General features: G+C 73.7%; 19 protein-coding genes. 13 read left to right on the plus strand and 6 right to left on the minus strand.

Annotated features, from left to right (window positions below; genetic code table 11):
• Nucleotides 1-2 precede the first annotated feature (2 nt).
• The 7 genes from IF02_RS0128215 to IF02_RS0128245 all read left to right on the plus strand — a co-directional run bounded on the left by IF02_RS0128215 (nucleotide 3) and on the right by IF02_RS0128245 (nucleotide 9,565).
• Complete coding sequence (locus IF02_RS0128215) at nucleotides 3-803, plus strand: cupredoxin domain-containing protein (protein ID WP_234318354.1); 801 nt, start codon at nucleotides 3-5, stop codon at nucleotides 801-803.
• Between the two features lie 220 nt (nucleotides 804-1,023).
• Complete coding sequence (locus tag IF02_RS0128220) at nucleotides 1,024-2,295, plus strand: hypothetical protein (protein WP_030161813.1); 1,272 nt, start codon at nucleotides 1,024-1,026, stop codon at nucleotides 2,293-2,295.
• Nucleotides 2,296-2,330: 35 nt separating this feature from the next.
• On the plus strand, nucleotides 2,331-2,951 hold the full coding sequence (locus IF02_RS0128225) for a TetR/AcrR family transcriptional regulator (RefSeq protein WP_030161815.1): 621 nt from the start codon (nucleotides 2,331-2,333) through the stop codon (nucleotides 2,949-2,951).
• A gap of 111 nt (nucleotides 2,952-3,062) precedes the next feature.
• Nucleotides 3,063-5,360, plus strand: coding sequence for a molybdopterin-dependent oxidoreductase (locus tag IF02_RS0128230; RefSeq protein ID WP_030161817.1), 2,298 nt, complete (start codon nucleotides 3,063-3,065; stop codon nucleotides 5,358-5,360).
• A 73-nt stretch (nucleotides 5,361-5,433) separates the two neighbouring features.
• Complete coding sequence (locus IF02_RS0128235) at nucleotides 5,434-6,903, plus strand: CitMHS family transporter (protein WP_030161819.1); 1,470 nt, start codon at nucleotides 5,434-5,436, stop codon at nucleotides 6,901-6,903.
• Nucleotides 6,904-7,010: 107 nt separating this feature from the next.
• Nucleotides 7,011-8,423: an aldehyde dehydrogenase family protein gene (locus IF02_RS0128240; RefSeq protein WP_030161821.1), complete on the plus strand. Its 1,413-nt coding sequence runs from the start codon at nucleotides 7,011-7,013 to the stop codon at nucleotides 8,421-8,423.
• 62 nt (nucleotides 8,424-8,485) lie between these two features.
• On the plus strand, nucleotides 8,486-9,565 hold the full coding sequence (locus IF02_RS0128245; protein WP_030161823.1) for a zinc-binding dehydrogenase: 1,080 nt from the start codon (nucleotides 8,486-8,488) through the stop codon (nucleotides 9,563-9,565).
• 76 nt (nucleotides 9,566-9,641) lie between these two features.
• Here the strand turns inward: IF02_RS0128245 and IF02_RS0128250 are convergent, their stop codons facing one another.
• The gene (locus IF02_RS0128250; RefSeq protein WP_030161825.1) at nucleotides 9,642-10,298 is read right to left on the minus strand and encodes a TetR/AcrR family transcriptional regulator; all 657 of its coding nucleotides are present in this window, start codon (nucleotides 10,296-10,298) and stop codon (nucleotides 9,642-9,644) included.
• A 77-nt stretch (nucleotides 10,299-10,375) separates the two neighbouring features.
• Between IF02_RS0128250 and IF02_RS0128255 the strand changes: the two genes are divergently transcribed.
• The 3 genes from IF02_RS0128255 to IF02_RS0128265 all read left to right on the plus strand — a co-directional run bounded on the left by IF02_RS0128255 (nucleotide 10,376) and on the right by IF02_RS0128265 (nucleotide 12,674).
• Nucleotides 10,376-11,527 carry an acyl-CoA dehydrogenase family protein gene (locus IF02_RS0128255; RefSeq protein WP_030161827.1) on the plus strand — a complete coding sequence of 384 codons (1,152 nt, stop codon included), beginning with the start codon at nucleotides 10,376-10,378 and terminating at the stop codon, nucleotides 11,525-11,527.
• Nucleotides 11,528-11,659: 132 nt separating this feature from the next.
• Nucleotides 11,660-11,950, plus strand: a complete 291-nt coding sequence (locus tag IF02_RS0128260; protein WP_030161828.1) for a YiaA/YiaB family inner membrane protein — start codon at nucleotides 11,660-11,662, stop codon at nucleotides 11,948-11,950.
• Between the two features lie 76 nt (nucleotides 11,951-12,026).
• Nucleotides 12,027-12,674 (plus strand): TetR/AcrR family transcriptional regulator, encoded by a 648-nt coding sequence (locus tag IF02_RS0128265; RefSeq protein WP_030161830.1) that lies wholly within the window; start codon nucleotides 12,027-12,029, stop codon nucleotides 12,672-12,674.
• On the opposite strand, the gene IF02_RS0128270 is transcribed toward IF02_RS0128265, so the two are convergent.
• The gene (locus IF02_RS0128270) at nucleotides 12,665-13,126 is read right to left on the minus strand and encodes a MaoC family dehydratase (protein WP_030161831.1); all 462 of its coding nucleotides are present in this window, start codon (nucleotides 13,124-13,126) and stop codon (nucleotides 12,665-12,667) included. The two genes, IF02_RS0128265 and IF02_RS0128270, sit on opposite strands and share 10 nt — an antisense overlap.
• Before the next feature lie 122 nt (nucleotides 13,127-13,248).
• Between IF02_RS0128270 and soxR the strand changes: the two genes are divergently transcribed.
• A complete protein-coding gene (gene soxR, locus IF02_RS0128275) occupies nucleotides 13,249-13,692 on the plus strand; it encodes a redox-sensitive transcriptional activator SoxR (protein ID WP_030161833.1) in 444 nt (147 codons plus the stop codon).
• Here soxR and IF02_RS0128280 read toward each other — a convergent pair.
• From IF02_RS0128280 to IF02_RS0128295, 4 genes are all read right to left on the minus strand, one after another.
• The gene (locus tag IF02_RS0128280) at nucleotides 13,673-14,479 is read right to left on the minus strand and encodes a 3-keto-5-aminohexanoate cleavage protein (RefSeq protein ID WP_234318353.1); all 807 of its coding nucleotides are present in this window, start codon (nucleotides 14,477-14,479) and stop codon (nucleotides 13,673-13,675) included. The genes soxR and IF02_RS0128280 overlap by 20 nt on opposite strands.
• Before the next feature lie 95 nt (nucleotides 14,480-14,574).
• Nucleotides 14,575-15,201 carry a hypothetical protein gene (locus IF02_RS0128285; protein ID WP_030161837.1) on the minus strand — a complete coding sequence of 209 codons (627 nt, stop codon included), beginning with the start codon at nucleotides 15,199-15,201 and terminating at the stop codon, nucleotides 14,575-14,577.
• Between the two features lie 151 nt (nucleotides 15,202-15,352).
• Entirely contained in the window at nucleotides 15,353-16,723 is a 1,371-nt protein-coding gene (locus tag IF02_RS0128290) for a hypothetical protein (protein WP_030161838.1), read from the minus strand.
• 145 nt (nucleotides 16,724-16,868) lie between these two features.
• Entirely contained in the window at nucleotides 16,869-18,140 is a 1,272-nt protein-coding gene (locus IF02_RS0128295; RefSeq protein WP_030161839.1) for an exo-beta-N-acetylmuramidase NamZ domain-containing protein, read from the minus strand.
• 88 nt (nucleotides 18,141-18,228) lie between these two features.
• Here IF02_RS0128295 and IF02_RS0128300 point away from each other — a divergent pair, with 88 nt between their 5' ends.
• Both IF02_RS0128300 and IF02_RS0128305 read left to right on the plus strand, forming a co-directional pair.
• Nucleotides 18,229-19,026, plus strand: a complete 798-nt coding sequence (locus IF02_RS0128300) for an SDR family oxidoreductase (protein WP_234318355.1) — start codon at nucleotides 18,229-18,231, stop codon at nucleotides 19,024-19,026.
• On the plus strand, nucleotides 19,023-19,599 hold a 577-nt coding region (locus IF02_RS0128305; RefSeq protein WP_199809294.1), incomplete at its 3' end, for an AMP-binding protein. The genes IF02_RS0128300 and IF02_RS0128305, both read left to right, overlap by 4 nt.

Here is a 19,599-nt window from a genome sequence, read left to right on the forward strand (position 1 = left end):
CGATGGGCTGCGGCGGGCGGGCCACCACCCACCACAAGCCCGGCACCAGCCACGAGCAGGCCACCGGCAGCGTCGGCACCCTGCTCGATGCCCAGGACCCCACCGGCCACCGGCTCCGCGAGGTCACGGCCGAGGGCGCGCCGGAGGTGCGGCTCGCCGCCCGCCCCGACTCCGAGGACGGCTGGAACCTCCAGCTGACGGTGAAGAACTTCCGCTTCACCCCCGACAGCACCGGCGGCGCCGCCCTCCCGGGCGCCGGCCACGCGCACCTGGAGCTCGACGGCCGCAAACTGGCCCGGCTGTACGGCCCCTGGTTCCACCTGCCGGCGGCTCAGGTGCCCGAGGGCACGCACACCCTGACCGTCCGCCTCTACGCCGACGACCACACCGCCTGGGCGGTCGCCGGCAAGGCGGTCGAGGGCACGCTTCAGCTCACCGCCACCGCCGCCACCCCCGGCCAAGCCGGCCACAGCCACACCCCGCCGTCGGCACCCACGTCACCGTCGTCGCCGCTCTCGCAGGCGCCGTCGCAGGCGCCTGCCGACCGCACCGTCACCATCGCCGTCCGGGACGGCAAGGTCACCCCCGCCCCCGGCCGCACCGAGCTGCGGCGCGGGGAACGCGTCGCCCTGCGCGTCACCAGCGACCGCGCGGACACCTTGCACGTCCACGGCTACGACAAGGAACTCGCCCTGCCGGCAGGCCAGGAGGCCACCCTGGTCCTGACGGCCGACCGTACGGGCCTCTTCGAGGTCGAGACCCACGAGTCCCGCCTCGTCCTGACCCAGCTCCTCGTCCGGTGATGCCGCCCGGGAACGGCCTCGCCCCGTTCCCCTCCGGACGGACCACGGTGACCCGAACCCACCCGGCCGCGTCCCCCTTCCGCGGAGGGGAACAGGGCCGTGCGGGCGGGCCAAAGTGACCCCGGTCGGGCTCGGGCCCGTACCCGTCGCGGGCGGTGGTGGCGGGGGCCGGGGCGCGGTCCCTGGTCCGGCCGGTCCGCTCACCACGCTCGCGCACGGGATCGGGTCCCAGCACGATCTGCCGATCTCTCCCTTCTACGCCTTCGCCGGTGCCTTCGCCGCACTGTTCGTCTCCTTCCTCGCACTCGGCCTCCTCTGGTCCTCCTCCCGATTCCGCGGCGACCGGTCAGGCCTCGCCCTGCCCGCCGCCCTGGAGCGGATCGCCGACGCGCCGGCCACCCGTACCGCCCTGCGCGGACTCGGCCTCGCCGCCGCCCTCGCCGTCCTCCTCTCCCTCCTCCTCGGTCCCGACGACCCCGCGCGCAACCCCGCCCCCGGGGCCGTCTACGTCCTCCTCTGGGTCGGCCTCGTCCCCGCCTCCCTCCTCCTCGGCCCCGTCTGGCGCCTGCTCAACCCGCTCCGCACCCTGTACCGCCTGTACCGCCTGTACCGCCGGCTGCCCCGCGCCCGGCCGCGGCACGCACCCGCCCCCCTTCCCGCCCGGCTCGGCCAATGGCCCGCCGCCGCCGGACTGTTCGGCTTCACCTGGCTCGAACTCGCCGCTCCGGATCCCGCATCCACCACCACCCTCCTGACCGCCCTCGCCGTCTACACCGCCGTCCACCTCGCGCTCGCCGCCCGCTTCGGAGAGCGCTGGTTCGCCGACGCGGACGCCTTCGAGGCGTACTCCGCCCTCCTGGCCCGGCTCTCCCCCCTCGGCCGCCGCAGCGACGGCCGTCTCGTATTCCGCAACCCCTTCCACGGACTCGACGCGACACCCGAGCGGCCCGGACTCGTCGCCACCGTCTGCGTCCTGCTCGGCTCCACCGCCTACGACGGCTACTCCGACAACCCGTCGTGGATCAACACCCTCCAGACCTCCCCCCTCGGCCGCACCCCCACGGCCACGCTCGGACTGCTCGCTTCCGTCGCCCTCGTCGCCACCCTGTACTGCCTCTGCGCAGCGGCCACCCGCCTCGTCTGCGGCCCCCACCCGCGGCCGCTGACCGCCTTCGCGCACTCACTCGTACCGATCTCACTCGGCTATCTCGTCGCCCACTACTTCTCCCTCCTCGTCACCGAAGGACCACGCACAGTAATCATGGCACTCGGCACTGACAACGCCCCAGAACCCTTGCCACCACTGGGCCCCGGGGGCCTCGCCGCCCTCCAGGTCCTCGCCGTCGTCGCCGGCCACGTACTCGGTGTGATCGCGGCCCACGACCGCTCCGTACGCCTCTTCCCGCCCGCCAGGGCCGTCACCGGCCAGCTGCCGCTGCTCGCACTCATGATCACCTTCACGATCGGGGGCATCGGCCTCCTGCTGAACTGAGACCGCTGCTGAACCGAGGAGCCAGGAGCGGCATGATGGACCCCGTGCCCCCCGCCCACCCCCTGCGCCGGACGCCGATCCAGCAGCGCAGCGCCGACCGGCTCGCCCGGATCCTCGACGCCTGCGCCGAACTCCTGGACGAGACCGGGTACGAGAACCTCAGCACCCGGGCCGTCGCCCTGCGCGCCGGCGTGCCCATCGGCTCGGTCTACCGCTTCTTCGGCAACAAGCGGGCCATGTCGATCGCCCTCGCCCACCGCAACCTGGACCGGTACACCGACGCCATCGCGGAGCGCCTCGCCGCGCTCCCGTCCGGCGACTGGCGGCCCGTCGTGGACGCCGTGCTCGACGAGTACCTGGCCATGAAGCGGACCGTTCCCGGTTTCGCGCTCGTCGACTTCGGGGTGCCCGCCCCGCCGCCCGAGGGCCCGGCCGCCGACCCCAACGGGCTGGTCGCCGTACGCCTGACCGGACTGCTCGGCGCCCATCTCGGCCTGACCCCGGACGCCACCCTGGAGCGGGCGGTCCTGGTCGCCGTCGAGGCCACGGACGCGCTGACGAAGCTGGCCTTCCGCGCCGATCCGGCCGGAGACCCCGCCATCGTGGCCGAAACCCGGGCCATGATGCACGCGTACCTGTCCCGCGTACTGGACTGACCCCCGCTCGGGGGCCCCGCCCGCGGACCGGACCCTCCCCACCGTGCCAACCGGTCGGTATGCTCGGCTCGCCCGCGTGTCCGTGTCGCGCCTGCCGCCCCTGGAGGGCCCATGCCCCGCACCGCCCTGCGCATCTGCCCCCTCTGCGAAGCCACCTGCGGCCTCACCCTCACCATCGAGGGCACCGGCGTCACGGGCGCCCGCGGGGACCGCGAAGACGTCTTCAGCCGCGGCTTCATCTGCCCCAAGGGCGCGGCCTTCGGCGCGCTCGACGCCGACCCCGACCGCCTGCGCACCCCTCTCGTGCGCCGCGACGGCCGGCTCCAGGAGGCCACCTGGGAGGAGGCGTTCGAGGCCATCGCCGCAGCCGTCCCGGCCCTCGTGAACGCATACGGGGCCCAGTCCGTCGGCGTGGTCCTCGGCAACCCGAACGTGCACACCATGGCGGGCAACCTGTACCCGTCGCTGCTGCTCAAAGCCCTCGGCACCCGCAACTTCTTCACCGCCAGCACCCTCGACCAGATGCCCAAGCACGTCTCCAGCGGGCTCCTCTTCGGCGACCCCTTCGCCATCCCGGTCCCCGACCTCGACCGCACCGACTTCCTGCTGCTCCTCGGCGCCAACCCGGTCGAGTCCAACGGCTCCCTGTGCACCGCCCCCGACTTCCCGGGCCGGCTCAAGGCGCTGCGCGCCCGCGGCGGCACCCTGGTCGTCGTCGACCCCCGCCGCACCCGCACCGCCAAGCTCGCCGACCTCCACCTCGCACCGCGCCCCGGCAGCGACGCCCTGCTGCTGGCCGCCCTCGCGCACACCCTCCTCGCGGAGAAGCTCGCGGCCCCCGGCGCCCTGGAGGAACAGACCGAGGGACTCGGGGAACTCGCCGGAGCCCTCGCGAGTTTCACTCCTGAGGCCGTCGCCCCCGCCTGCGACCTCACGGCCGCCGAGATCCGCGACCTCGCCCGCGCCCTGGCGGCCGTGCCCACCGCCGCCGTCTACGGGCGGATCGGCAGCTGCACCGTCGAGTACGGCACGCTCGCCAGCTGGCTGGTCGACGTGCTGAACATCCTCACCGGCAACCTCGACCGTCCCGGGGGAGTCCTCTTCCCGCTCCCGGCCGCCGGCCCGCGGCCGCGCCCCGCCGGGCCCGGCAAGGGCTTCACCCTGGGCCGCTGGCGCAGCCGGGTCAGCGGGCACCCCGAGGCCAAGTCCGAACTGCCCATCGCCGCCCTGGCCGAGGAGATCGAGACGCCGGGGGAGGGGCGGATCCGGGCGCTGGTCGCCATCGCCGCCAACCCGGTGCTGTCCGCCCCCGACGGGCGGCGCCTCGACGCGGCCCTGGCCGGGCTTGACTTCATGGTCAGCATCGACCCCTACCTCAACGAGACCTCCCGCCACGCCCACGTCGTGCTGCCTCCGCCGCCGCCCTCGCAGAGCGCCCACCACGACTTCGCCTTCAACGGGTTCGCCATCCGCAACCAGGTGCGCTACAGCCGTCCTGCCGTCCCGCTCGAAGCGGACCGGCTCGACGAGTGCGAGATCCATGCCCGCCTCGTCCTGGCCGTCTCCGGCATGCACGGATCCGCCGCCCCGTCCTCCGTCGACGAGATGGTCATCCAGGGCACCCTCGCCAAGGAGACCGCCGACCCGCGCTCCCCCCTGCACGGGCAGGACCCGGCGCGCCTGGCCGGTCTGCTCACCGGGGAGAGCGGCCCCGAGCGGCGGCTCGATCTGATGCTCCGACTCGGGCCGTACGGAGACCGGTTCGGCGCCGGCTCCGCGCCCGAGGCGGGACCGGGCGAGGACACGGGCGCGGGCGTGGGCGTGGGCACGGGCGTGGGCGTGGGCGAGGGGCTCAGCCTGGAGCGGCTGCTCGCGCACCCGCACGGCATCGACCTGGGCCCGCTGCGGCCCCGGCTCCCGGGCGTGCTGAGGACGCGCAGCGGCAGGATCGAGCTGCTCCCGGACCCGATCACGGCCGAGCTCCCCAGGCTGCGCGCGGCGCTCGCCGACCGCCCCGCCTCCCTGGTGCTCGTGGGCCGCCGCCATCTGCGGTCCAACAACAGCTGGTTGCACAACGTCCCGGCCCTCACCGGAGGTTCCAACCGCTGCACCCTCCAGGTGAATCCGCAGGACGCCGGGCGGCTCGGGCTCACCGAGGGGGGACTGGCCCGGATCACCGCCGACGGCGGCAGCCTGGAGGTCCCCGTCGAGGTCACCGACACCGTCCGCACCGGCGTCGTGAGCCTCCCGCACGGCTGGGGCCACGACCGCGACGGGGCCCGGCTCTCCGTCGCCTCCGCCGTGCCCGGCGCCAACGTCAACCAGCTCCTCGACGGCTCCCGGCTCGACCCGCTGTCCGGTACCGCGGTGCTCAACGGCTTCCCCGTCGAACTGACACCCCTGCCCTGAGCTGGGGTTTTGCTCGTATTGCTCACACGCTGACGTCTTGTTGACGCAAGGAGGCGGCACCTACGTTCCCTGCATGCTGACCTTCCTCGGCTTCGCCATGATCGCCACCTTCCTGGTCCTGATCATGATGAAGAAAATGTCGCCCATCGCGGCGCTCGTCCTCATCCCCGCGCTGTTCTGCGTGTTCGCAGGAAAGAGCGCCCACCTCGGCGACTACGTCATCGACGGCGTCGGCAAACTCGCGCCGACCGCCGCCATGCTGATGTTCGCCATCGTCTACTTCGGCGTGATGATCGACGTCGGCCTGTTCGATCCGATCGTGCGCGGCATCCTGCGCTTCTGCAAGGCGGACCCGGTGCGGGTCGTGGTCGGCACCGCGGTCCTCGCCGCGATCGTCTCGCTCGACGGCGACGGCTCGACCACCTTCATGATCACCGTCTCGGCCATGTACCCGCTCTACAAGCGGCTCGGCCTGAGCCTGGTGGTCATGACGGGCGTCGCCGCCACCGCCAACGGCGTCATGAACACCCTGCCCTGGGGCGGCCCCACGGCCCGCGCCGCCACCGCCCTCAAGCTCGACGCCTCCGACATCTTCGTCCCGATGATCCCCGCCCTCGCGGTCGGCCTGCTGTTCGTGTTCGGCCTCGCGTACGTCCTCGGCCTCAAGGAGCGCCGCCGGGTGGGGACCCTGGTCATGCCCGGCGAGGCCGCGGACCCTGCGGAGCCTGCCGAGGAGCGCCTCCTGGTCGCCACCGCCGCCACCGCCACCGCCGCCACCGGGTCCGCCTCCGCCTCCGCCCCGTCCGTCCCCACCTCCCGTACGGACGCAGGCTCCGGCTCCGGCACGGAGTCCGACTCCGACTCCGCCTCCGCCTCCGACTCCGCGGCGAACGAGGAAGGCTTCCAGGGCCTCGACCCCCGCCGTCCGACCCTCCGCCCCCGCCTCTACTGGTTCAACGCCGGTCTCACCGTCGCCCTCCTCACCGCGATGATCACCGAGCTGCTGCCCATTCCGGTGCTCTTCCTCCTCGCCGCCGCCCTCGCCCTCACCGTCAACTTCCCGCACATGCCGGATCAGAAGGCCCGGATCGCCGCCCACGCCGACAACGTGCTGAACGTCGCCGGCATGGTCTTCGCCGCCGCAGTCTTCACCGGCGTCCTCAACGGCACCGGCATGGTCAAGCACATGGCCGACTGGCTCGTCGGGGTCGTCCCCGAGGGCATGGGCCCGCACATGGCCCTGGTCACCGGCCTGCTCAGCCTGCCGCTCACCTACTTCATGTCCAACGACGGCTTCTACTTCGGCGTCCTGCCCGTCCTGGCCGAAGCCGGCGCCGCCCACGGCGTCTCCCCGCTCGAGATCGCCCGCGCCTCGCTGGTCGGCCAGGCCCTGCACATGTCCAGCCCGCTGGTTCCCGCCGTCTACGTCCTCGTCGGCATGGCCAAGGTCGAGTTCGGCGACCACACCCGCTTCACCGTGAAATGGGCGGCCCTCACCTCCCTCGTCGTCCTCGGGGCAGGGATGCTTTTCGGCATCATCTGACCCCCGGAGCAGTAGCGGGCCGAAAACTACCGGCGGTAGTTTGTAGGGTGGTCGAACGAGGTCAGGTCTACGCGTCCACGCGTTCGTGCGCGCTCGGGAGGAAAGCCATGAAGGCCCACGACGGGATGTACATCGACGGCGCATGGCGGCCCGCCGCCGGACGCGAGCGGATCGAGGTGGTCAACCCGGCCGACGAGCAGGTCATCGACGGGGTCCCGGCCGGAAACGCCGACGACGTGGACGCGGCCGTACGCGCGGCACGCGCCGCCTTCCCCGGCTGGGCGGCCACGGCTCCGGCCGCGCGGGCCGCCCTGATCGGCGCGCTCCGCGATGTGCTGGTCGCCCGGAAGGACGAGTTCGCCGAGCTCATCACCGCCGAGCTCGGCTCCCCGCGGGGCTTCTCGGAGATGGTCCACGTGGGGGCGCCGATCGCGGTGTCCTCCTCGTTCGCCGAGCTGGGGGCCTCGTACGCCTTCGAGGAGCGGATCGGCAACTCCACCGTGCTGCTGGAGCCGGTCGGCGTCGTCGGGGCCATCACGCCCTGGAACTACCCGCTGCACCAGATCGTTGCCAAGGTGGCACCCGCTCTCGCCGCCGGCTGCACCCTCGTCCTCAAGCCGGCCGAGGACACCCCGCTGACCGCACAGCTCTTCGCCGAAGCCGTGCACGAGGCGGGCATCCCGGCGGGCGTGTTCAACCTGGTGACCGGGACCGGCCCGGTCGCCGGACAGGCGCTGGCCGCGCACGAGGGAGTCGACCTCGTCTCCTTCACCGGCTCCACCGCGGTCGGCAAGCAGATCGGCGCCACGGCCGGCGCCGCCGTCAAGCGCGTCGCCCTCGAGCTCGGCGGCAAATCGGCCAATGTCATCCTGCCCGGGGCCGACCTGGCCAAGGCCGTCGCGGCGGGCGTGGGCCACGTCATGAACAACTCCGGCCAGAGCTGCAACGCGCTCACGCGGATGCTCGTCCACCGCGACCAGTACGAGGAGGCCGTCTCGCTCGCGGCCGCCGCCGTCGCCAAATACCCCTCGGGCGACCCCCGCGACCCGGGCACCCGCCTCGGCCCGGTCATCAACGCCAAGCAGCGCGACCGCGTCCGCGGATACATCACCAAGGGCGTCGAGGAGGGCGCGCGCCTCGTCGCCGGCGGCCCCGAGGCGCCGTACGAGCACGGGTACTTCATCGCCCCGACCGTGTTCGCCGACGTCACGCCCGAGATGACCATCGCGCAGGAGGAGATCTTCGGCCCGGTGCTGTCGATCCTCCCGTACGAGGACCAGGACGAGGCCCTGCGCATCGCGAACGGGACCGTGTACGGGCTGGGCGGCGCGGTCTGGGCGGCGGACGAGGAGACCGCGGTCGCCTTCGCGCGCCGCATGGACACCGGCCAGGTGGACATCAACGGCGGCCGCTTCAACCCGCTCGCGCCCTTCGGCGGCTACAAGCAGTCGGGCGTCGGCCGCGAGCTCGGCCCGCACGGCCTGGCCGAGTACCTCCAGACCAAGTCGCTGCAGTTCTGAGCCGCCCGCCCCAGCCCCACGCCACCGCCTTGCCCTCCTGAGCCCGAGAGACGGAATCGACCATGGTCCGCGCCGCCATCCTGCCCGCCGTCGGAGCCCCGCTGGAGATACGGGAGATCGTCCTGCCCGATCCCGGCCCCGGCCAGGTCCGGGTGCGGCTCGCCGCAGCCGGTGTCTGCCACTCCGACCTCTCCCTCACCGACGGCACCATGGTGGTCCCCGTCCCCGCCGTCCTCGGTCACGAGGGGTCGGGGACGGTCCTCGCCGTCGGCGAGGGCGTCACCCACGTCGCCCCCGGCGACGGGGTGGTGCTCAACTGGTCCCCGTCCTGCGGGGCGTGCCACCACTGCTCGATCGGCGAGGTCTGGCTCTGCGCCAAGGCGCTCAGCGGGGTCGGGTCGGTCTACGCCCACGACGCCGGGGGCACGCCGCTGCACCCGGGGCTGAACGTGGCCGCGTTCGCCGAGGAGACGGTCGTCGCGGCGAACTGCGTGCTGCCCGCGCCCGCCGGGATCCCGCTCGCCGAGGCCGCGCTGCTCGGCTGCGCCGTCCTCACGGGCTACGGCGCGGTGCGCAACAGCGCCCGGGTGCGCCCCGGCGAGTCCGTCGCCGTCTTCGGCGTCGGCGGAGTCGGCCTGGCCGCCCTCCAGGCCGCGCGGCTGGCGGAGGCGGGCCCGATCGTGGCCGTCGACGTCTCCCCGGCCAAGGAGGAGCTGGCCCGGGCGGCCGGGGCCACCGATTTCGTACTGGCCTCCGACACCACCGCCAAGCAGATCCGCGCCCTGACCGGCGGACAGGGCGCGGACGTCGCCGTCGAGTGCGCGGGCCGGGCGGAGTCCATCCGCGGGGCCTGGGACTCCACCCGCCGAGGCGGCCGCACCACGGTCGTCGGCATCGGCGGCAAGGAGCAGAAGGTGAGCTTCCACGCCCTGGAGATCTTCCACTTCGCCCGCACCCTCACCGGGTGCGTGTACGGGAACAGCGACCCCGCGCGCGATCTCCCGCTGATCGCCGACCACGTCCGTGCGGGCCGCCTCGACCTCGGCTCCCTGGTCACCGACCGCATCACCCTGGACGGCATCCCGGCCGCCTTCGAGGCGATGCTCGCCGGCAAGGGCGGCCGCTCGCTCGTCGTGTTCTGACCGCCCTGCCAGCTGCCTGCCAACCGCCTGCCGCCTGCCGCCTGCAACCGCCTGCCACCTGCCTGCCGACAGCCTTCTAACCGCCGGTCGCCGGCCCCGTCAATGCCTCGTGCTGGAGGGCCAGTCCGTCCAGCAGGGCGGCCAGGCCCGTCTCGAACGCGCCCTCGTCCACCTCGCGCCGGCGCTCGGCCAGCAGGTGGGCCTGGCCCAGGTGGGGGTAGTCCGAGGGGTCGTATGCCGCCTCGTCGTCCACGAAACCCCCGGCGAACGAGCCCACCGCCGAGCCCAGGATGAAGTACCGCATCAGAGCGCCGATCCGCGTCGCCTGGGCCGGCGGCCACCCGGCCTCCGTCATCGCGCCGAACACCGCGTCCGCCACCCGCAGACCCGCCGGGCGCCGGCCAGGGCCGCGCGCCAGCACCGGCACGATGTTCGGATGGTCGGACAGCGCGTCCCGGTACGAGTGGGCCCAGTCGTGCAGGGCGCTCCGCCAGTCCCGGCCCGCCCCCGGCTCGAACATCGACAAGTCGACCCGCGCGCTCACCGCGTCCGCGACCGCGTCCAGGATCTCGTCTTTCGTGCGGAAGTGGTTGTACAGCGACGGCCCGCTGACCCCCAGCGCGGCGGCCAGCCGCCGCGTCGACACCGCCCCCAGCCCCTCCGTGTCCACCAGCGCGCCCGCCGCCTCGACGATGCGGTCTCTGCTGAGGAGGGGCTTGCGCGGTCTGGCCATGCGCCACATAGTAGGGCCTGCCCGCCATAAACTACCGGTGCTAGTTAACCTCGCGCCGGACCGCCCGGAGGTGCCCGGTGAATCTGGAGCTGAGCGAGGAGCAGGAAGCCGTACGGCGGCTCGCCCGCGAGTTCACCGAGCGCGAGATCGTCCCGTACGCCGCCGAGTGGGACCGCGCCGAGAGCGTCGACCGGTCCATCGTCAAGAAGCTCGGCGACCTCGGCTTCCTCGGCCTGACCGTCCCCGAGGAGTACGGCGGCTCCGGCGGCGACCACCTCGCCTACGTGCTCGTCACCGAGGAGCTCGGCCGCGGCGATTCCGCCGTGCGCGGCATCGTCTCCGTCTCCCTCGGCCTGGTCGCCAAGACCCTCGCCGCCTGGGGGACCGAGGAGCAGAAGCGCGCCTGGCTGCCCCGCCTCTGCTCCGGCGAGGCGCTCGGCTGCTTCGGCCTGACCGAGCCCGGCACCGGCTCCGACGCGGGCGGCCTCACCACACGCGCCGCGCGCGAGGGGGACGCGTACGTCATCAGCGGCAGCAAGATGTTCATCACCAACGGCACCTGGGCCGACGTGGTCCTCCTCTTCGCCCGCACCAACGACGAGCCCGGCCACCGCGGGATCTCCGCCTTCCTCGTCCCCACCGACACCCCCGGGCTCACCCGCCGAGAGATCCACGGCAAGCTCGGCCTGCGCGGCCAGGCCACCGCCGAACTCGCCCTCGACGGGGTCCGCGTCCCCGCCTCCGCGATGCTCGGCCCCGAGGGCAAGGGCTTCTCCGTGGCCATGTCGGCCCTCGCCAAGGGCCGGATGTCGGTCGCCGCCGGGTGCGTCGGCATCGCGCAGGCGGCGCTGGACGCCGCCGTCTCGTACGCCGCCCAGCGTGAGCAGTTCGGCAAGCCCATCGCCCACCACCAGCTGGTCCAGGAGCTGATCGCCGACATCTCGGTCGACGTGGACGCGGCCCGGCTGCTGACCTGGCGGGTCGCCGACCTCGTCGACCGCGGGCAGCCCTTCGCCACCGAGTCCTCCACCGCCAAGCTCTTCGCCTCCGAGGCCGCGGTACGGGCCGCGAGCAACGCCCTCCAGGTGCACGGCGGATACGGCTACATCGACGAGTACCCGGCCGGCAAGCTGCTGCGCGACGCACGCGTGATGACCCTGTACGAGGGCACCAGCCAGATCCAGAAGCTGCTGATCGGCCGCGCCCGCACCGGGGTGTCCGCCTTCTGAGCGCATATCCGGGCGCGCGTCTCGGCCGTCGTTCGGAGTGCGTCCCGGTACGCATCCCGGCGCGCGCATCTGAGTACGCACGTGAGTACGTGCGCGGAGGTGCCCGCGGCCGCGCCGCCCGATGCTGGGCCCATGAGTGAGACACCGGTCAAGCAGCGCAACTCGGCGGCGTACTACGGTCAGTCCGTCGCCTCCTTCGCCATCGCCATCTGTGCCGTCGCCGTGGGGATCTACCACCTCCAGGTGGACGGCTGGGTCCGCGCCTTCCTCGGCATCGCGGTCCTCTACCTCACCACCTCGGCCTTCACCCTCGCCAAGGTGATCCGGGACCGTCAGGAGCTCACCCAGATCGTCACCAGGGTCGACCAGGCCCGGATGGAGAAGATCATGGCCGACTACGACCCCTTCCAGCCGAAGGTCTGAGGAGCCATGTCGGCTAAGCGCTTGCTCACCCTCCGGTAAGGTGTTCCTTCCACAGGACGAAGAGGGTGAGCGAGCGATGGACAGCGCGGAGGAGACGACCGCCGGCTACCGGCCGTGGTCGGAGGTCACCCCCGACGCCGCGCGGCGGCTGCTCGTCGCCGCCGTCGAAGCGTTCGCGGAGCGCGGGTACCACGCCACCACCACACGTGACATCGCAGGACGGGCCGGCATGAGCCCGGCCGCGCTCTACATCCACTACAAGACCAAGGAAGAGCTGCTCCACCGGATCAGCCGGATCGGCCACGACAAGGCGCTGGAGATCCTGGAGACCGCGGCTTCCGGCCCGGGTTCGGCCGCCGAGCGGCTCGACGCCGCCGTCCGGTCCTTCGTGCTGTGGCACGCCGCGCACCACACCACCGCGCGCGTGGTCCAGTACGAGCTGGACGCCCTCGCTCCGGAGCACCGCTCCGAGATCGTGGCCCTGCGCCGGCAGAGCGACGCCGCCGTACGCCGCATCCTCGCCGACGGGGTCGCGGCCGGGGAGTTCGACGTTCCGGACGTTCCCGGCACCACCCTCGCCGTCCTGTCCCTCTGCATCGACGTGGCCCGCTGGTTCAACGCGGCCGGCCGCCGCACGCCCGACGAGGTCGGCGCGCTCTACGCCGACCTCGTCCTGCGCATGGTGGGCGCCGCCCCGGACGGACCCGGTACGCCTCAGAAGTAGTAGCGGGACACCGACTCCGCGACGCACACCGGCTTGTCGCCGCCCTCGCGCTCGACCGTGACCGTCGCCTCGACCTGGACGCCGCCGCCCGCCTCCGTGACCTCCGTGATCACGGCGGTGGCGCGCAGCCGCGAGCCGACCGGGACGGGCGCCGGGAAACGCACCTTGTTCGTGCCGTAGTTGATGCCCATTTTCATGCCCTCGACCCGCATGACCTGCGGGACCAGGCTCGGCAGCAGCGACAGCGTCAGATAGCCGTGGGCGATGGTGGAGCCGAAGGGTCCGCCCGCGGCCCGCTCCGGGTCCACGTGGATCCACTGGTGGTCGCCGGTGGCATCGGCGAACAGGTCGATCCGCTTCTGGTCCACCTCCAGCCACCCGCTCGGACCGAGCGGTTCCCCGATCCCCGCGCGCAGTTCCTCGGCGGACGTGAAGATCCTCGGCTCGGCCATGCGTCTCCCTCTCCCTGGCGAATAAGCGCTTGCTCAGCGCTGCTCAGCATGGTGGGGCCGCATGTATCTGTCAACGACACGTCTGTCAACGAATGTCGGACCGGCCGACTACCCTCGGCCTCGTGCCGCAGATTCCCGAAAAAGTCCACGAGCTCACCGTCGGCCAGCTGTCCGCCCGCAGCGGCGCGGCCGTCTCCGCGCTGCACTTCTACGAGACCAAGGGCCTGATCAGCAGCCGTCGCACCACCGGCAACCAGCGCCGCTACAGCCGCGACGCACTGCGCCGGGTGGCCTTCGTACGCGCCGCCCAGCGCGTCGGAATCCCGCTCGCCGCCATCCGCGACGCCCTCGCCCAGCTCCCCGAGGAGCGCACCCCCAACCGCGAGGACTGGGCCCGGCTTTCGGAGGCCTGGCGCGCCGAGCTCGACCAGCGGATCACCCAGCTGGCGCGGCTGCGCGACCACCTGACCGACTGCATCGGCTGCGGCTGCCTCTCGCTGAAGAACTGCGCCCTGTCCAACCCGGACGACGTCTTCGGCGAGCAGCTCACCGGCTCCCGGTTGTAGCGGCTGCCCCGGTACCTGCAATCTCGCGGGCCGCCGCCACCAGCTCGGCGTTCGACCGCGCCGGACGGCCGTCCGGCAGGTGCAGTACGTCGCCCACGCCGGTCCGCGCTCCCGCACCGCACCGCGCGGCCAGCCGCAGCACCGGCCAGGCCGCGGCCTCCCGCCCGAACAGCAGCAGCGGCACCGGCGGCAGCCACCGCAGCCCCGCCACCAGCGCCGGATCGGCCGCGGCCAGCTCCACCGCGAGCCGGATCCGCGCCGGATCCCGTACCGGCCAGGCCAGGAACCGGGCCAACGGCCCGGGCTCGGTCCCCGGCTCGGTCCCCGGGTCGGCCCCCGGGTCGGCCCCCGGGTCGGCCCCCGGGTCGGCCCCCCACCCGGCCCCGGCCTCCCCGCCCAGCGGAACCACCGCGTCCACGGCCACGCCCCGCGTCAGCAGGGCCTGCGCCAACTCCTCGGCCCCCGGCTCCGCGAAGTGCACCACCGCCCGGTCCGGCAGCACCGTCCACGACCGGACCCGCTCCAGCCGGCCCGCCGGATCGGGCTCGGCCCCGATCCCCGCGGACACCGAAAGCGGTACGGAGACCCCCGCGCCCCGCATCGCCTCCAGCAGCGGCCCCACGACCCGGGGCGACAGGCTCTCCCGGCCGCACGGGGTCCGCGGATGGACCAGCACCTCCCCGGCCCCGGCGGCCACCGCCGCCAGCGCCGACTCCACCACGTCCGGCGGGGACAGGGGCACGGCCCCGCCGTCGACGGCACCACGCGCCCCGTTCAGCGACACCACGACCGCAGCCGAATCCGGTCCCGCCACCGGAACCCGCCCCGCCCCTGAAACCAGCGCCACCGAATCCGGCCCCGAAGCCCCGAGCCCCCGCAGGCTCATGCCGCCCCCGCCGAAGCCGGGTCCGCCAGCGAAACCGCGTCCGCCAGCGCCGGCCTCGGCACGACGATCCCGCAGCCCGCACACACCGGACCGTCCCAGGCCCACGCACCCTCCCAGGTGCGATGCCCCGCGCGGGGCACCCGTCTCTGCCCCGGCCCGTGCGCGGCCCAGCGCAGCTCCTGCTCCCCGCAGACCGGGCACCCCGTCCCCGGCTCCGACTCCAGCGCCGCGACCAGCCGCCGCAGCACCTCGCCCAGCGTCCCGTCCGGCCGCACCCCCGGATCGGCGCACCGCACCACCGCATCCCCGCTGCCGCCCCAGGCCCACTCCGGCCGGCGCAGCCCGTGGTGTTTCTCCCGCCGGCGCCGCTCCGCGAACTGCCGCTCGTACTCCAACCAGACCGCCCGCGCGTCCTCCAGCTCCTCCAACGCCGCCACCAGCCGCTGCGGATCGGCCGCCCGGTCCTCGGGGGCGATCCCGTGCCGGTCACACAGATGCCACCACGTCGCCCGGTGCCCGTACGGAGCGAACCGCTCCAGGCAGCGGCGCAGCGAATGGCGCCGCAGGGCACGGTCATTGCGCGCGTCCCGCACCTGGTACGCCAGACTTCGGAATCCCGCCATCACACCTTCACCTCCGTCGCGCCCACGCCCGCACCGGGGGGCGTCGTACTACGTCGAACGACGACGCACCGTGAGATGTGCCCAACATGCCCGGCCAGGTGCGGGCGCATGCGGGGGCGGTCGAGGCGTGCGGGTGGCACATGGCCGGAAGTCAGCGCCCCATGCGCCCCGCAGCAACCACGAGCCGGGCCAGCTCCTCGTGGCAGATGTCACTGTGCGCCCCCGACGGGGGACCGCCGCGGCGCACCACGGACCCGGTGTCCACACTGACGCAACCGGCCTCCGGCACCCCCGCGCGCAGGGCCGCGTCCAGGGTGAGCCGCGGCGCGCCCGGCACCGCCTGCACCCCGTCGTGACCGATCGCGCCCCACCGCTCGTCGAAGCCGAGGAGACCGGCCGAATCCCCTGCCATCCGGGAGGCCAGCGGGTAGAAGACCTTGAGGGCCGAGTCGTACGGGGAGTGGCACGCGAGCACCGGGCCGTCGACCCGGCGCTGCATCCCGCGCAGGGCGCCGCCGCTGCCCTTGTCGTGGGGGAGCCGGTCGGCGAAGGCGTAGTGGGAGAAGGCCCCCTGGAGCAGCGTCGCGGATTTCACGTACCGGGCGCCGTCCGGCACCGCGCGCAGCGAGAAGGACACCACCCGGGCCCCGAAGCTGTGCCCGATCAGATGGATCCGCAGGGCCGGGCGGCGGCCCGCGAGTTCGGCCAGCATCGGGCCGAGGCCGCGCTCGCCGACCACTCCGGCCCGCTTCTTCATCTGGTAGTAGGTGGCCTGCCGCAGCAGCTCCTTGGCGCCGTTCCACAGCGCGCGCAGGCCGCCACCGACGGAGAACCCGGGCTCGGCGGCGCCCCCGGTCGGCGCGCCCGCCTCGGCCAGCCCCTCGGTGAAGGCGCGGCACACCTCCAGCACGTCCAGCGCGAAGATGTCGGGCACGTCCCGTACGACCGGCCCGGCGACAGCGACGGTGGCGGCGACGGCCGCGGCCGGATCGACGGCACTCCCCGCATCCGCCGAATCCCCCGCGTCCACCACGTCCACGCCCGCCAGCTCCCGTACCAGTGCCCCGAACTCGGTGAACGCCGCCGCCGACTCCGGCCGGTCCTCCAGCAGTTCGGCGACCCGGTCCAGCTCCGCCACCCGCCCCGGCCAGAACTCCCCGAGCGCCCGCAGCGTGGCGGGGTCCAAGGCCGTCCCGTGGCCCGGCTCGGCGAGCGCGCCGTGGGGGTCGAAGTCCGGAATCGGCTCGTCCGAGAACCGGATCGAGGGCCAGACGACGCCCACGTACCCCAGCCGCACCCCCGGCCCCACCAGCCCCGGGAACGGTGCGTAGAAGCGGTCGAAGAGCCGGGTCGAGGTCGCCCGGTCGCTGTTCCAGCCGTGCGCGAACACCAGCAGGTCGGTGGCCTCCAGGGCGGCCACCGCATCCTGGGTGCCCTGATCCACGTCACCGTCCGCGTCGAAGGTCAGCTCCGCGTACGGACCGGCCCCGATCCCGCCGCTCGACGTCGTTGCATCCGACATGAGGTCCCCCTCCGCGCCGTCTCTCCGGTGCCGTCCAGCATCCTGCTGCCGCCCCTACCCGGCCAGACCCCTGCCACCCACGGATTCACGCGGATCCACACGGACTCACGGGGACTCGCACGGATTCACGCGGATTCACGCGGACTCACGGATAGAGCAGATACCGCCCCCGCACCGCCGCGAACCGCTCCAGCCCCGCCGCCCAGTCGCCCGCGATCTCCTCGACCCCCGCCCCCGCGTCCACCATCTTCCGGACCCGGTCCGAGCCGGTCAGCTGGTCGATCCAGTGGTCCGTGCGCCACGCGAATCCGCTCCACGTCCGCTTCGCGGTCACCAGCAGCCCGATCCCGGCCCGCACCGGATCGAAGGCCGCCCGGTCGTGCACGATCAGCCGGACTCCGCCGCACACCTTCCCGCTGAACTTCGAGAAGGTGGGCGTGAAGTAGGCCTCCCGGAACCACACCCCGGGCAGCCCCAGCGCCTGCGCCGCCTCCGCCCACCGCCGGTCCACCCCCTCCGCGCCGACCACCTCGAACGGCGTGGTCGTACCGCGCCCCTCGGACAGGTTGGTGCCCTCGAACAGGCAGGTGCCGGCGTACGCGAGGGCCGTGTCCGGCGTCGGCACGTTCGGGCTCGGCGGCACCCAGGGCAGTCCGGTCGCCCCGAAGAAGGAGTCCCGCTGCCATCCGGTCATGCGTACGGTGTGCAGGCCGGCCGGCTTCGCCGCCAGGAACTCCGCGTTGAACAGCAGGGCCAGCTCCGCCACCGTCATCCCGTGCGCGAGCGCGATCGGCTCCCGGCCCACGCCGCTCGCGTACGCGCGCTCCAGTACGGGCCCGGCGGCCCACCGGCCGCCCACCGGGTTCGGCCGGTCCAGAACGACCACCGCCTTGCCGGCCAGCGCGGCCGCGCGCATGCAGTCGTACAGGGTCCAGATGTAGGTGTAGAAGCGCGCCCCGACGTCCTGGATGTCGAAGACGACCGTGTCGATCCCGGCCGCCGTGAACACGTCCGCGAGCGCCTGCCCGCTCTTGCCGTACGTGTCGTACACGGGCAGCCCCGTCGCCGGATCGCGCCCGGCCGCCTCGGAGTCGCCCGCCTGCGCGGTGCCGCGGAACCCGTGCTCCGGTCCGAACACCGCCACCAGCTGCACGCGCGCGTCCGCGTGCAGTACGTCGACCAGGTGGCGGGCGTCGGCGGTGATCCCGGTGGGGTTGGTGACGACCCCGACCCGCTGTCCGGCGAGCACCTCGTAGCCGTCCGCGGCGAGTTGTTCGAAGCCGGTGCGCACCCGCTCGGCGGCCGTGTCCGCCCGGTCCGGAGCCCGGTCCGGAGCCCGGCCCGGCGTTGCACCCACCGCCCCCAAGGCCCCCGTCGTTCCCGCCAGTCCCAGCAGCCCCCGTCGCGACAGCGTCATCCGGCCACGCTAGGCGTCGCCCCTCTTCCACCCCGACATACCGACCGGTTAGTCTGCCCGGCATCCGGCCATGAACGCCATGAACGCCATGAATGCCATGAACGCCATGAAGGGTGATCCCGTGAGCGCGTACCAGGACCAGCGAGTCGTCGTCACCGGAGCGGGCGGCGGCATCGGCGCCGCCCTCGCCCGCCGCTTCGCCGACGAGGGGGCCACGGTGGTGGTCAACGACCTCGACGCCGCCAAGGCCGCCGCCGTGGCGGGCGAGATCGGGGCCCGGGCGATAGCGGTCCCGGGCGACGCCTCGACCGTCGTGGCCGAGGCCCGCGAGGCCCTCGGCGGCGGGGTGGACGTCTACTGCGCGAACGCCGGACTCGGCTCGGGCGGCGACGCGTTCGCCGACGAGGCCGTGTGGGAGGCGGCTTGGGACACCAACGTCATGGCGCACGTCCGCGCGGCCCGGCTGCTGCTGCCGGACTGGCTGGAGCGCGGGAGCGGGCGCTTCGTGTCCACCGTCTCGGCCGCAGGGCTGCTGACCATGATCGGGGCGGCGCCGTACAGTGTCACCAAGCACGGTGCGCTCGCCTTCGCGGAGTGGCTCTCGCTGACCTACCGCCACCGCGGCGTCCAGGTCCACGCCATCTGCCCGCAAGGGGTCCGCACCGACATGCTGACGGCCGCGGGCTCGGCGGGCGAACTCGTCCTCGCGCCGACCGCGATCGAGCCGGAAGCGGTTGCGGACGCACTGTTCGACGGCATGGAGAAGGGCCGGTTCTTGATCCTCCCGCACCCCGAGGTCGCGGACTACTACGCCGCCCGCGCCACCGAACCGGACCGCTGGCTCACCGGCATGAACCACATCCAGCAGAAGTGGGAGACCAGGTGACGCGGCCGGACCCGCCCTCCCGCTACGCCGCCAAGCCGTGGCTGGGACTGCTCAGCCCGGCCCAGCGCGCCCCCGTCTCGCCGCCGCCGAGCCTGCTGCACGCCTTCCGCGACGCCGTCGCCCGGGCCCCCGGGCGCACCGCGCTGGCCTACTTCGACGGCCGCATCGGCTACGCGGAGACCGACGCGCTCTCCGACTCCGTCGCCGGCCACCTCGCCGCGCACGGCATCGGCCGCGGGGACCGGGTCGCCGTCATGCTCCAGAACACCCCGCACTTCGTGCTCGCCGTCCTGGCCGCGTGGAAGGCCGGGGCGGTGGTCGTGCCGCTCAACCCCATGTACAAATCGGGTGAGATCGGGCACATCCTGCGCGACTCCGGGGCCGTCGCACTGGTCTGCGACGGCCGCGCGTGGACGGCGTACGTGGCCGAGGCGGTCCAGGGCACGGCGGTACGGGTCGCCCTGACCGCCTCGGACCGGGACTTCCAGACCCGTAACGACCCCCGCGTCTTCGCCCCCGCCGAACCGGCCGCGGCGGAACCGGACCCCACCGCCCCGCCGGCCCCCGCCGAAC

This window comes from Streptomyces sp. NRRL S-244 (assembly GCF_000717915.1).
Lineage (GTDB): Bacteria > Actinomycetota > Actinomycetes > Streptomycetales > Streptomycetaceae > Streptomyces.